The 12,770-nt window shown below is 71.7% G+C and carries 14 protein-coding genes; 5 read left to right on the forward strand and 9 right to left on the reverse strand.

What is annotated here, in order from left to right:
- Window positions 1-105 precede the first annotated feature (105 nt).
- On the forward strand, window positions 106-957 hold the full coding sequence (locus IDM40_RS23695; RefSeq protein ID WP_268959389.1) for an IclR family transcriptional regulator: 852 nt from the start codon (window positions 106-108) through the stop codon (window positions 955-957).
- A gap of 132 nt (window positions 958-1,089) precedes the next feature.
- On the opposite strand, the gene era is transcribed toward IDM40_RS23695, so the two are convergent.
- From era to IDM40_RS23725, 6 genes are all read right to left on the reverse strand, one after another.
- Complete coding sequence (gene era / locus IDM40_RS23700) at window positions 1,090-2,058, reverse strand: GTPase Era (RefSeq protein WP_193124270.1); 969 nt, start codon at window positions 2,056-2,058, stop codon at window positions 1,090-1,092.
- A gap of 9 nt (window positions 2,059-2,067) precedes the next feature.
- Window positions 2,068-2,412: a cytidine deaminase gene (locus tag IDM40_RS23705; protein WP_193124271.1), complete on the reverse strand. Its 345-nt coding sequence runs from the start codon at window positions 2,410-2,412 to the stop codon at window positions 2,068-2,070.
- Window positions 2,409-3,785, reverse strand: a complete 1,377-nt coding sequence (locus IDM40_RS23710; RefSeq protein WP_193124272.1) for a hemolysin family protein — start codon at window positions 3,783-3,785, stop codon at window positions 2,409-2,411. Before IDM40_RS23710 ends, IDM40_RS23705 begins: the two co-directional genes overlap by 4 nt.
- Complete coding sequence (ybeY, locus tag IDM40_RS23715) at window positions 3,782-4,270, reverse strand: rRNA maturation RNase YbeY (protein WP_193124273.1); 489 nt, start codon at window positions 4,268-4,270, stop codon at window positions 3,782-3,784. Before ybeY ends, IDM40_RS23710 begins: the two co-directional genes overlap by 4 nt.
- 142 nt (window positions 4,271-4,412) lie before the next feature.
- Window positions 4,413-5,525, reverse strand: a complete 1,113-nt coding sequence (locus tag IDM40_RS23720) for a PhoH family protein (RefSeq protein ID WP_193124274.1) — start codon at window positions 5,523-5,525, stop codon at window positions 4,413-4,415.
- Between the two features lie 147 nt (window positions 5,526-5,672).
- On the reverse strand, window positions 5,673-6,023 hold the full coding sequence (locus tag IDM40_RS23725; RefSeq protein WP_193124275.1) for a histidine triad nucleotide-binding protein: 351 nt from the start codon (window positions 6,021-6,023) through the stop codon (window positions 5,673-5,675).
- Window positions 6,024-6,303: 280 nt separating this feature from the next.
- Here IDM40_RS23725 and IDM40_RS23730 point away from each other — a divergent pair, with 280 nt between their 5' ends.
- Both IDM40_RS23730 and IDM40_RS23735 read left to right on the forward strand, forming a co-directional pair.
- On the forward strand, window positions 6,304-6,834 hold the full coding sequence (locus IDM40_RS23730; protein ID WP_193124307.1) for a SigE family RNA polymerase sigma factor: 531 nt from the start codon (window positions 6,304-6,306) through the stop codon (window positions 6,832-6,834).
- Window positions 6,831-7,526, forward strand: a complete 696-nt coding sequence (locus IDM40_RS23735) for an LLM class oxidoreductase (protein ID WP_193124276.1) — start codon at window positions 6,831-6,833, stop codon at window positions 7,524-7,526. The genes IDM40_RS23730 and IDM40_RS23735 overlap by 4 nt, the downstream gene beginning before the upstream one ends.
- 90 nt (window positions 7,527-7,616) lie before the next feature.
- Here the strand turns inward: IDM40_RS23735 and IDM40_RS23740 are convergent, their stop codons facing one another.
- Genes IDM40_RS23740 through hrcA form a run of 3 tightly spaced genes read right to left on the reverse strand, consistent with a single transcriptional unit; the run spans window position 7,617 to window position 10,526 of the window.
- A complete protein-coding gene (locus IDM40_RS23740) occupies window positions 7,617-8,363 on the reverse strand; it encodes a 16S rRNA (uracil(1498)-N(3))-methyltransferase (protein WP_193124277.1) in 747 nt (248 codons plus the stop codon).
- Complete coding sequence (dnaJ, locus tag IDM40_RS23745) at window positions 8,360-9,508, reverse strand: molecular chaperone DnaJ (RefSeq protein ID WP_193124278.1); 1,149 nt, start codon at window positions 9,506-9,508, stop codon at window positions 8,360-8,362. The genes IDM40_RS23740 and dnaJ overlap by 4 nt, the downstream gene beginning before the upstream one ends.
- Before the next feature lie 4 nt (window positions 9,509-9,512).
- Window positions 9,513-10,526: a heat-inducible transcriptional repressor HrcA gene (gene hrcA, locus IDM40_RS23750; RefSeq protein ID WP_193124279.1), complete on the reverse strand. Its 1,014-nt coding sequence runs from the start codon at window positions 10,524-10,526 to the stop codon at window positions 9,513-9,515.
- Between the two features lie 172 nt (window positions 10,527-10,698).
- On the opposite strand from hrcA, the gene IDM40_RS23755 reads away from it, so the two are divergent.
- Both IDM40_RS23755 and IDM40_RS23760 read left to right on the forward strand, forming a co-directional pair.
- Entirely contained in the window at window positions 10,699-11,541 is an 843-nt protein-coding gene (locus tag IDM40_RS23755) for a DUF3097 domain-containing protein (RefSeq protein WP_193124280.1), read from the forward strand.
- A 120-nt stretch (window positions 11,542-11,661) separates the two neighbouring features.
- Window positions 11,662-12,498 carry a hypothetical protein gene (locus tag IDM40_RS23760; RefSeq protein ID WP_193124281.1) on the forward strand — a complete coding sequence of 279 codons (837 nt, stop codon included), beginning with the start codon at window positions 11,662-11,664 and terminating at the stop codon, window positions 12,496-12,498.
- The last annotated feature ends 272 nt before the right edge of the window (window positions 12,499-12,770 follow it).

The raw sequence follows: 12,770 nt of genomic DNA on the forward strand, positions 1-12,770 counted from the left end.
ATACTAACTTCTGCCATCCGGAACAACAAGGGTTCACTCTGGTCCATCCGGGCCATCCCCTGCCCCAGAACCGCCTGCCGTGAGAAGCTGGTTTCGTATAGCAGAATGATGACCGTGACAACCGCGGCCGACAGCACGGGAGCACGATCCTTGGCACCCTCACAGACCCCCCGGACGGAACCGTCCGCCGCCGTGGACGACGCTCCCCGGCGCGCGAGCGGCGTCCAGTCCCTCGACCGCGCCTTCGCCCTGCTCGAGATCATGGCCGACGCGGGCGGCGAGGCCTCGCTGAGCCAGCTCGCCGACTCCTCCGGCCTGCCCCTGCCCACGATCCACCGCATTATCAGAACACTGGTCGGCAACGGATACGTCCGCCAGCTCCCCTCGCGCCGCTATGCCCTGGGCCCGCGCCTCATCGGCCTCGGGGACAAGGCCTCCCGCATGCTCGGCACGTGGGCGCGCCCGCACCTGGCCCAGTTGGTCGAGGAGCTCGGCGAGACGGCCAACCTGGCCATGCTCGACGGCGACAAGGTCATCTACGTCGCCCAGGTGCCCTCGCCGCACGCCATGCGCATGTTCACCGAGGTCGGACGCCGGGTCCTGCCGCACTCGGCCGGGGTCGGCAAGGCCCTGCTGGCCCAGCTCACCGACGACGAGGCCCTGGCCACGATCACCCGCACCGGGATGCCGGCCGCCACCGACCGCACCATCACCGGGCCCGAGGACTTCGTGGCCGAACTCGGCCGTATCCGCGACCGCGGTTTCGCCATCGACGACGGCGAACAGGAGATCGGCGTGCGCTGCGTGGCCGTGCCCGTCGAGGGGGCCCCGTCGGGCATGGCGGTCTCCGTCTCCGGCCCCGAGGCCCGCGTGAGCTGGGACTTCGTCGACCACGCCGCACCCATCGTGCAGCAGTGCGCCGAGTCCCTGGCCACCGACCTCAACAACCAGAGCTGACACCGGCCCGCCCCGGACGCGACGAGGGCCCGGCAGGGGAACACTCCCCCGCCGGGCCCTCTCAGCCGGGATCTTGCTACCAGAACCGAATTCAGCGCCGAACCCGGCTCCAGTAGCAAGATCCTCGCCGCCTCAGGTCTGCTGGTCGAAACCCAGCCGGCGCAGCAGCTTCGGATCCCGCTGCCAGTCCTTGGCCACCCGCACCCTCAGGTCCAGGAACACCCGGTGCCCGAGCAGCCCCTCGATCTGCTTGCGGGCCCGCGAACCCACGTCGCGCAGACGCTTGCCCTTGGTCCCGATCACGATCGCCTTCTGGCTGGAACGCTCCACGTACAACGACGCGTAGATGTCGATGAGCTCCTTGCCGTCACGGGTGTTCTCGCGCTCGCCCATCTCGTCCACGACCACAGCGATCGAGTGCGGGAGTTCGTCGCGCACACCCTCCAGGGCGGCCTCGCGCACCAGCTCCGCGACGAGCATCTCCTCGGGCTCGTCGGTGAGGTCGCCGTCCGGGTACAGCGGCGGCCCCTCCGGCAGGTGCGAGCACAGGACCTCGGCGACGGTGTCCAGCTGGAACTCGCCCTGGGCCGAGACCGGGACGATGTCGGCCCAGTCGCCCAGCTCACTGACGGCCAGCAACTGCTTGGCGACCGTGGCCTGGTCCACCAGGTCGGTCTTGGTCACCACCGCAACGACCGGCGTGGAGGTCTGCTCCGCCAGCTCCTTGGCGATGTAGGTGTCGCCCCGGCCGATGGGCTCGTCGGCCGGGATGCAGAAGGCGATCACGTCCACCTCGACCAGCGTCGAACGCACCAGCGAGTCCAGCCGCTCCCCCAGCAGGGTGCGCGGCTTGTGCAGACCGGGCGTGTCCACGATGACGAGCTGCGCCTCGGGCCGGTGCACGATCCCGCGGACCGTGCGGCGCGTGGTCTGCGGCCGGTTGCTGGTGATCGCCACCTTCTGGCCGACCAGCGCGTTCATCAGGGTCGACTTGCCCACGTTGGGGCGGCCCACGAAGCACGCGAACCCGCTGCGGAACCCCTCCGGGTAGGAGGGCATCTCCAGCGGCAGACGCAGCTTCTCGAGGTCGAGGTCGTTCATGGGTCCTTCTCAGCGCTGGACGATGGACGTCGGCACCCCGTCCGGGGCGGCGACCACCGTCACCTGGGTCTTCAGGTCGTCCGCGACAGCGCGGTCGTCCTCGGTCAGCTCCTTGGCGTCGGTCACCACGACCGCCGCCTCCAGCGCGGAGGCCTCGCTGGAGACCGCCGCGGCCACCGCGGCCTGCAGCGCGCTCAGGCGCAGCGACCGCAGTTCCACCGTCGTGGCCACGTAGGTGCGCCCGGTCTCGTCGCGCACGGCGGCGCCCTCGGGTGCGGCGTTGCGTGCGCGGGAGGCCCGCGCCAGGGTGATGAGCTTGCCGTCCTCGGGGCCCAGCTCCGTCGTGTCCGTCACTGCTCCGTACTCCTCACGTGCGTCTCCTGTGCGCTCTGCTCGGGCAGGCGCTCCACCAGCACCGTCGTCATGCGGTTGCGGCGGCTGCTCTTGCCCTCCAGAGTCAGCCTCAGGCCAGCGTATTCGGCGCGGGCCCCGCCTGCGGGGACACGCCCCAGCACGAACGCGACCAGGCCGCCGACCGTCTCCACGTCGTCCACGTCCAGGTCGGTGTCGGGGAAGAGCTCGGCCAGCTCGCCCAACGGCAACCGGGCCGTGACACGCACGCGGTCCTCGTCCAGGCGCACCACCGGGGGGATCTCGTGGTCGTACTCGTCGGTGATCTCGCCGACGATCTCCTCCACGATGTCCTCCAGTGTCACCAGCCCGGCCGTGCCGCCGTACTCGTCGATGGCGACCGCGACGTGGTTGCGCTTGCCCTGCATCTGGCGCAGCAGTTCGTCGATGGGCTTGGTGTCGGGAACGTACTGGGCCGGGCGCATCACGTCGGCGGCGGTGAGCGGCGAGGCGTCGTCCGAACCGGCGCGCCAGCGGTCGCGCATGCGCTCGACCAGGTCCTTGAGGTAGACGATGCCGACCACGTCGTCCTCGTCCTCACCCGTGACGGGGATACGCGAGTAACCACTGGTCAGGGCGGTGGTGAGCACCTCGTCGGCCGGCGTCGCGCTTCCGGTGAAGACGATGTCGGGGCGGGGCACCATGACCTCGCGCACCGACGTGTCGTCGAGCTTGAAGACGGAGTGGATCATCTCGCGTTCCTCGGGGTCGATGACCTCCCCCTTCTCCGCGAGGTCCACCAGCTGGCGCAGCTCGACCTCCGTGCTGAAGGGCCCGTCCCGGTCGCCCTTGGCGCGCGGGGTCAGCGCACGCCCGGCGCCGACCAGCAGCTGCGCGAGCGGGCCGAGCACGACCTGCACGGGCTGGATCACGGCGGCGCTGGTGCGGGCGATCGGGCCGGCGAACTGGCGGCCCAGGATGCGCGGTGCGATCGCGATGAGCACCGACTCGACCACGACCATCGCCACTGCGGTCAGGGCGATCGCGGGCCAGCCCAGGCCCAGCAGGAACACCATGCCGACCGTGGCGGCCAGCACCGCGCACACCTCGCACACCACACGCAGGAACAGCAGCACGTTGAGGTGTCGGGTGGGGTGTGCGGCCACACGGTCCCAGGAGCGGGTCGCCAGGGTCGCGCGTTCGGCGTTGGAGGCCTCGGGCACGCCCACCGACAGCACGCGGGTCACCGCGGCCTCCGCGGCCACCAGGAACCCGGCCACGGCGGTCAGCGCCAGGGCGATCGCGAAGGCTGCGAGCCACTCGGCCGGTTCGCCGGTGCTCAACGGGGCCAGATCACTCCAGGACGCGGGGTTCACCGGGACCTCTCGTCCCCGTCGGAGCGCGCGGCCTCGCCCTCGGCCCAGGACGCCAGGATCTCGCCCTGCAGCCCGAACATCTCCTTGTGCTCCTCCGGCTCGGCGTGGTCGAAGCCGAGCAGGTGCAGGATGCCGTGCGTGCACAGCAGGTCGATCTCGGCCCGGGTGCCGTGCCCGGCGGTCTCACCCTGGCGCTCGGCCACCTGGGGGCAGATGATGACGTCGCCGAGCACGCCGGGCTCACTGGTCCGGCCCGGGCCCCCGGGGCGCAGCTCGTCCATCGGGAAGGAGAGCACGTCGGTGGGGCCGGGTTCGTCCATCCAGCGCACGTGCAGGTCGGTCATGGGGCCCTCGTCGACCAGGACGACGGACAGCTCGGCGAGCGGGTGCACCCGCATCGCGTCGAGCACGTGGCGGGCCAGACGGGAGAGACGCTCCTCGTCGATGCCGGTCACACCGGATTCGTTGGCGACCTCGATGGTCATCGCTACAGCAACTGCCTTACTTGGACGTGTGGGTGATCGAGTTGCTCGGGCCGAGCGTTGCACGAGCCGGTGACCGCGAGGTGCGGCCACCGGCTCCTGACACAGTGTCCGTGGGTCCCGGGTACGCGGGGACTCGTTGTCTCTAGTCTGCCCCGTCCCCGGGCTCGCTCGGCTCGTCGCCACCCGGCCGCGAGGGCTCGCCGCGGCCCCGGCGCGGGCCGGTGTTGCGACCGCGGCGGCCGCCGCGGTCCCGGCGCTCGCCCTGATCCCCGTTCTGCTGGGCGTCGTAGCGGCCGTAGGCGTCCACGATCTGCCCGACCAGCTTGTGCCGGACGACGTCCTCGCTGCCCAGGCGGGAGAACGCGATGTCGTCGATGTCACCCAGGATGTGCTCGATCGTGCGCAGACCGCTGGTCTGGCCGCCGGGCAGGTCGACCTGGGTGACGTCGCCGGTGACCACGATCTTGGAACCGAAGCCCAGGCGGGTGAGGAACATCTTCATCTGCTCGGGCGAGGTGTTCTGCGCCTCGTCCAGGATGATGAAGGAGTCGTTGAGGCTCCGGCCCCGCATGTACGCCAGGGGCGCGACCTCGATCGTCCCGGCCGCCATCAGCTTGGGGATGGACTCGGGGTCGAGCATGTCGTGCAGGGCGTCGTAGAGCGGGCGCAGGTACGGGTCGATCTTGTCGTAGAGGCTGCCGGGCAGGTAACCGAGGCGTTCGCCGGCCTCGACCGCGGGGCGGGTGAGGATGATCCGGTTGACCTCTTTGTCCTGCAGCGCCTTGACCGCCTTGGCCATCGCCAGGTACGTCTTGCCGGTTCCGGCGGGACCGATGCCGAAGACCACCGTGTGCCGGTCGATGATGTCGACGTAGCGCTTCTGGTTGACGGTCTTGGGTCGGATCGTCTTGCCGCGGTTGGACAGGATGTTGGTCGTGAGCACCTCGGCGGGGCGCTCACCGCCGGCACCGAGCATGTGGATCATGCGCTCGATGGTGTCGGGGGTGACGTGGGTACCGCTCTTGGCGAGCTCGATCAGCTCCTCGACGAGGCGGACCACGACCGCGGTCTCCTCGGGGGCGCCGCTGATGGTGAACTCGTTGCCGCGCACGTGGATGTCGCTGTCGAAGGAGCGCTCCAGGGTGCGCAGGAGCTCATCACCCGAGCCCAGCAGACTGACCATCGTGTGCTCGTCGGGCACCACGACCTTGACCTGAGTCTCGTGCCGCGGCTGCGTGTGGGTTGTCTCGGCCATGGTGAGGCCTTGCGGCCGCTGTCCCTACCCTTCGGTCCGGCCCCACCCCGGTGCGGGTGGGTACGTGTGTGCGTGGCCCGGAACCCGATTCTACCAACGGGGCCCGGGCCGCTTCGAGCCGCTTTTCCCGCCTGTGGACAGGCCTGCCTACCCGGGGGGCCAGTTGAGGCCGCGACCGCCCAGGACGTGGGCGTGCAGGTGGAACACGGTCTGACCGGCGCCGCTTCCGGTGTTGAACACCAGTCGGTATCCGGTACCGGCGACGCCCTCGGCCTCGGCCACCGCGTGCGCCTCCGTGACCACCTCGTCGACCAGGCCGGTTCCGGCCGCGGCCGCCGAGGCCGCGTCGGGGTGGTGCTCGCGCGGGATCACCAGCACGTGGGTGGGGGCCTGGGGGTTGATGTCGCGGAAGGCGAGGGTGCGCTCGCCCTCGCGCACGATCTCCGCGGGCACCTCGCCCTTGGCGATCTTGCAGAAGAGGCAGTCCGCCTCGGCCATCGGGAACCTCCGTTACCTCGAGGGTGGTCGGGCCCCATCATGCCGCAGCCCCGGCCCGTCCGCCCCCGGAGCTGCGTGAGTCACGGGTTCGTGGGTGTGCCCGGTTCCGGCGCGATAGGCTTTTCACCCGTGCGCGTCGGCCTCGACGGCCCCCGCCCCCTTCCACGCGTGTTCGGACGGCAACGGATGGAAACGCACCACGACTTGGAAAAGAAGAGGTATGCCCTTTCGTAAACCCCGCGACAAGGGTGTGCGTCGAACCGATGTGACGACAGAAACCATGGTGGCCCGAGCCACCACGGCCCCCCTCGCGGTGGAGTGGGACGCCGACCACGCGGTGACGGAGCTCTACAGGGAGCACTACCGGCCGCTCGTGAGGCTCGCCTCCCTCCTGGTCCGTGACCACGCGACCGCCGAGGAGGTCGTGCAGGACGCGTTCGTGGCCATGCACGGGGCCTGGCGGCGCCTGCGCGACCCGAACAAGGCCCTGTCCTACCTCCGCCAGGCGGTCGTGAACAAGGCACGGTCGGTCCTTCGCCACAGGGCGGTCGTGGAGAAACACGCTCCCAAGGCCCTGCCCGACGCCCCCAGCGCCGAACACGGCGCCATGAACATGCTGGAGCGCGAGGCCGTGATCCGCGCTCTGCGCAAGCTCCCCACCCGTCAGCGCGAAGCGATCGTGCTCCGTTACTACGGCGACCTGTCGGAGGCGCAGATCGCCGACGCGATGGGCATCAGCCGAGGCGCGGTCAAGAGCCACACCTCACGCGGGATCACCGCACTCCGCTCTGTTCTGGAGCAGACGACATGACCAGCCCACACGACAACCACGACGAGTTCGAGGCGCAGCTGCGTCAGCTCCTCAAGACCGAGGCCGACTCCGTGCAGCCCTCCGCCGAGGGGCTCAACCTGATCCGCGAGAGAACCGAGAAGGGCGGTGCCGGGTCCTGGCTCGGGTTGCCGTGGCTGCGCCCCGCGGCCGCCGTCGCCGGCGCGGTCCTGATCGCCTCGTCGGTGATCATGTCCAGCCCGCAGGTGCGCGACCAGGTCCTGGAGTTCGTCCCGGCCGGTGCCGACCGCGAGGAGAGCGCCCCGGTCGAGAGCGACGGCACCGACGACAACGGTCAGGTCGCGGCGCCCGACACCTCCACCGACTCCGATGACGGCACCACGCAGCCCGAGAGCGAGGCGCCGGACGAGCCGGAGCCCGAGCCGAACCCGCAGGAGAGCCCGACCGCCTCCGACGACGAGGACGTCGAGACCGCGTCCTCCTGCCCGCCCGAGGACCGCGAGAGCCCCGGCACCAAGCCCGCCGAGGAGGACGAAGAGGGCCCCGGCACGCGCGAGACCGACGAGGACTGCGAGCCCTCCGACGAGCCCAGCGAGCCGGACGAGAGCGACGAGCCCGACCCCGGTGACGAGGACGGCGAGGACGAGGACGACAACGACCAGGGCAGCGGTCCGGAGATCCCCGAGAACGAGAACTCCGGCAGCGTCTCCTGACCGCCCTCGTACGCCCCGCACGACGAGCCCGGGGGTGAGGGGCCCCGGCCCGCCGCGCCTACGGAAGGGCCGGGGCGGGCCCGGAGAGGGTCACCAGCGCCCGGTGCGTGCCTGCAGGACCGACAGCGCCGCCACCCCAGCGGTCGAGGTGCGCAGGACGGTCGGGCCCAGGAGCGCGCGCACGGCGCCCGCTGCGGTGAAGGCCTCCAGCTCCGCGTCGGAGAACCCGCCCTCGGGACCGACCACGAGCACGATGTGCGCGTCGTCCCCCTGGGGCAGCTCCGCCGTGGCCAGGGTCAGGTCGGCGTCCTCGTGCAGGACCACCGCGAGCGCGGCACCGCCCAGCAGGTCGGCGACGGCGCGGCGGTCGGCCAGGTCGGCGACCTCGGGCAGGCGTGACCGGCGGGACTGCTTGGCCGCCTCCCGCGCGGTGTTGCGCCACTTGTCCAGCGACTTCTGCACGCGCGGACCCTTCCAGCGGGTCACGCAGCGTTCGGCCGCCCACGGGACGACGGCGTCCACACCGGCCTCGGTCATCATCTCCACGGCGAGTTCGCCGCGGTCGCCCTTGGGCAGGGCCTGGACCACGGTCAGCCGGGGACGGGGTTCGGGGTCGGTGTGCACCTCGTCGAGGCGGCAGTCGATGCTGTCCTTGCCCACACCCACGACGACGGCGGGGGCCCGCAGACCCGCGCCGTCGGAGAGGTCGACGGCCTCCCCCTCGCGGATGCGCCGAACGACGGCCGCGTGACGCCCCTCGGGCCCGGCCACGGTGACCGTGGAGCCCGGGCCCGAGGAGAGGTCGTCGGTACCGACGAGGAAGACCGGCGGCGTCACTTCGCGCCGAAGGCGTCGCGGATCTTCGAGAAGAACCCGCCGTGCCCGGGGCTGAACTTGCCGGGCGTCTTGTCCTCACCGCGCAGTTCGGCGAACTTGCGCAGCATGGACTCCTGCTCCTCGTCCAGCTTGCTCGGGGTCTCGACGTCCACGCGGATGCGCAGGTCGCCGCGGCCGCTGCCCTCCAGGCGGGTGACGCCCTTGCCCGGCAGGGTGATGACGTGCCCGGAGTTGGTGCCCGGGCGCAGGTCGATGTTCTCCGTGCCGTCGAGCGTGTCGAAGTCGAAGGAGGCACCGAGCGCCGCCGCCGTCATCGGGACGGTGATGGTGCAGTGCAGGTCGTCGCCGCGCCGCTCGAAGGTCGGGTGCGGCTTCTGCACGATCTCCACGATCACGTCGCCGCGTGGGCCGCCGTTGGGGCCGACCTCGCCCTCGCCGGCGAGCTGGATGCGCACACCGTCGTCGACACCGGCGGGGATCTTGACCTTGCGGGTGACCTTCTCGCGCACCCGGCCCTCGCCCGTGCAGTCGACACAGGGGTCGGTGATGACCGAACCCTGGCCGGAGCACTGCGGGCAGGGGCGGGAGGTCATGACCTGGCCCAGGAAGGACCGGGTGACCTGGGAGACCTCGCCCTGGCCGTGGCACATCTCGCACGTGGTGCGGTGGGAGCCGGCCGCGGTCCCCTCCCCCTGGCAGGTGTCGCACAGGATCGCTGTGGGGAAGGTGATCTCCTTCGTGACGCCGAAGGCGGTCTCGACGAGGTCGAGCTCGACGCGGATCTTGATGCTGCGCCCGCGCCGGACACGCTCGCGCGGGCCGCGGCCGCCGCCGGGCTGACCGCCGCCGAAGAACGCGTTCATGATGTCGTCGAACGCGAACCCGCCTGCGCCGCCGAAGCCCCCGGCACCGCCGCCGCCACCGGCGGCCGCGAAGGGGTCCTGGCCCATGTCGAACATCCGACGCTTGCTCTCGTCGGAGAGGACCTCGTAGGCCTGGGTCACTTCCTTGAAGCGCTCCTGGGTCGCCGGGTCCGGGTTGATGTCCGGGTGCAGCTCGCGTGCGAGCCGCCGGTACGCCTTCTTGATCTCGTCCTTGGACGCGTCTCGACGCACCCCGAGAATCTGGTAATAGTCTCTGGCCACTGGGTTACTGTCCTGCCAAAATCTGTCCGACATACCGAGCCACCGCGCGAACCGCCCCCATCGTCCCGGGGTAGTCCATACGGGTGGGTCCCACCACACCGATCTTGGCCAGCGACTGGTTTCCCACACCGTAGTCGGCCGACACGACGGAGGTGGATCGAAGACCCTCGTGGAAATTCTCCTCGCCGATGCTCACGGTGAGCATCGAGGGATCCTTCGCCTCACCCAACAAACGGATGAGGACCATGTTCTCTTCCAAGGCCTCCAGGACGTCCCTGAAGCTGGCTGCGAAATCCACCGCGGCGAGGTTGGCGGTCCCCGCCAGCACGATCTTCTCCTCGTGGCTTTCGACCAGGCTCTCCAGCAGGACCGAGAGAACCGACACCGCGATGCCGCGGTGTTCGGGAGGCACCTGTGCGGGCAGGTCGTCGACCGCGTCGGGGACGTCTCCGAGGTAGCACCCCGCGATGGCTCTGTTGAGCATGGCGCGCAGGTCGTTGACCGCACGCTCGCTGACGGCCTCGAGGCCGTCGATGACACGCTGTTCGACCCGGCCCGTGTCGGTGATGACGACCATCATGATCCGCTGGTTGCCGAGCGGGATCAGTTCCACGTGCTGGACCGACGAACGCGTCAGCGAAGGGTACTGCACGATCGCGACCTGGCGGGTGAGCTGTGCGAGCAGGCGCACGGTGCGGGCGACGATCTCGTCCAGGTCGACGGTGTTGCCGAGGAAGGACTCGATCGCGCGGCGCTCTGCCGCGGAGAGCGGCTTGACCGAGGAGAGCCGGTCGACGAACAGGCGGTAGCCCTTGTCCGTGGGCACCCGGCCGGCACTGGTGTGCGGCTGGGCGATGTAGCCGTCCTCCTCCAACGCCACCATGTCGTTGCGGATGGTCGCTGGGGAGACACCGAGCGGGTGCCGGTCGGCCAGAGCCCTGGATCCGACCGGTTCGTTGGTGTTGACGAAGTCCTCGACGACGGCACGCAGGACTGCGAGCTTGCGCTCGTTCAGCAACTCGCCACCTCCTGGCACTCCATGGTCCACAGTGCTAATTCTATGCCCGTTCGCAAACGCGTGCGGTGACGCGGGGGTGAGATCCGCCCGCCCCGCCGTCCCGGGGGCCCGGCGGAGCAGGGCGGACCCGGCGCGCGAGCGGGCGGGACGGACCCCAGTAGACTGCACCACCGTGGCAAGCGAGGGAACCGGCCGCTACGGCCGAGACGTGCTGGCGGGCGACTGGCGCCGACCGCGCAAGGGTGCGGTCCGCGAGGTCGAGATGGAACGCGGACTCGTGGTGGAGGACGCCGACGAGGCCTTCTGCGGGGCGGTGGTGTCCTGGGACAAGGCCACGGTCACGCTCGAGGACCGCTCCGGCAAGTTGCGGGTCTTCGACCTGGGCCCGGCGGCCTTCCTGCTGGAGGGACGCCCGGTGACCCTGGTGCGGCCCGCGCCGTCCTCCCCGAGCGGGCCCCTGCGCAGCGCCTCGGGTTCGGTGGCGGTCACCGGCGCCAAGGCCCGGGTGGCGCGGGAGAGCCGGATCTACGTCGAGGGCGCGCACGACGCCGAGCTGGTGGAGAAGGTCTGGGGCCACGACCTGCGCATCGAGGGCGTGGCCGTGGAGTTCCTGGAGGGTGTGGACGACCTCCCCGGGATCGTCTCGGAGTTCGCCCCCGGCCCCGGACGCCGGCTGGGTGTGCTCGTCGACCACCTGGTCACCGGTTCCAAGGAGAGCCGGATCGCCGAACGTGTGCGCGGCGAGGACGTGCTGGTCACCGGGCACCCCTACGTGGACGTCTGGCAGGCCGTGCGCCCGTGTGCGGTGGGCATCGACGCCTGGCCGGAGGTGCCGCGGGGCCGCCCCTGGAAGGAGGGTGTCGTGGACGCCCTGGGGTGGCGGTGCAGCACCGGTGAGGCCTGGGGCCGGATCCTCGGTTCGGTGCGTACCTATGCTGATCTGGAACCCGCCCTGCTGGGGCGGGTCGAGGAACTGATCGATTTCGTGACGGGACCCCACCCGGAGGAACCGTAGGATTCCAGGCAGCGTCACAGCACGTGCGCGCGGTCCGTGCCTCCGACCCCGGGCCCCACGGTCGTCGGTACTGCCCGGTAGGACCATCAGCGCCCCCAACCAGCGGAGCCAAGGAAAAGCATGAGCGAGACCCCGACGAACCCTCCGTCTCCGGACGACCCCCAGGAGGGGCAGCAGTCCGGCGCGCAGCAGCCTGCGCCGCAGCCCTCCGGCGAGCAGCCGGCGCCCGGGCAGCCCTCGGGGGCGCAGTCGCCGTACGCGCCCGAGTACGGGCAGCCGCAGCCGGGGCAGGGTGTGCCCGGCGGTGACCAGGGCGCCTTCGGCCAGCAGCCCCCGCAGCAGCCGCCCTACGGCCAGCCCGGCCAGCCCCCGTCCGGTGGGCAGCCCGCCTACGGCCAGCCCTCCGGCGGCCAGCCCGGCTACGGCGCTCCGCAGCAGCCCGGACAGCCCCAGCCCGGCCAGCCGGGGTACGGGGCCCCGCAGCAGCCCGGCCAGCCCGGTCCCGGGTACGCTCCCCCGCAGCCGGGGTACGGCCAGCCGCAGCCCGGACAGCCGGGTGCGCCCGGTGACCAGGGCGCCTTCGGCCAGCAGCCCCCGCAGCAGCCGCCCTACGGCCAGCCCGGCCAGCCCCCGTCCGGTGGGCAGCCCGCCTACGGCCAGCCCTCCGGCGGCCAGCCCGGCTACGGCGCTCCGCAGCAGCCCGGACAGCCCCAGCCCGGCCAGCCGGGGTACGGGGCCCCGCAGCAGCCCGGCCAGCCCGGTCCCGGGTACGCTCCCCCGCAGCCGGGGTACGGCCAGCCGCAGCCCGGACAGCCGGGTGCGCCCGGTGACCAGGGCGCCTTCGGCCAGCAGCCCCCGCAGCAGCCGCCCTCCGGCCAGCCCCAGCAGCCCGGGCAGCAGCCCCCGTCCGGTGGGCAGCCCGCCTACGGCCAGCCCTCCGGCGGCCACCCCGGTTAGGGCGCTCCGCAGCGGCCCGGACAGCCCCAGCCCGGCCAGCCGGGGTACGGGGCCCCGCAGCAGCCCGGCCAGCCCGGTCCCGGGGACGCGCCCCCGCAGCCGGGGTACGGCCAGCCGCAGCCCGGACAGCCGGGTGCGCCCGGTGACCAGGGCGCCTTCGGCCAGCAGCCCCCGCAGCAGCCGCCCTACGGCCAGCCCCAGCAGCCCGGGCAGCAGCCCCCGTCCGGTGGGCAGCCCGCCTACGGCCAGCCCTCCGGCGGCCACCCCGGCTA

The organism is Nocardiopsis coralli, from assembly GCF_014892575.1.
GTDB lineage: Bacteria > Actinomycetota > Actinomycetes > Streptosporangiales > Streptosporangiaceae > Nocardiopsis > Nocardiopsis coralli.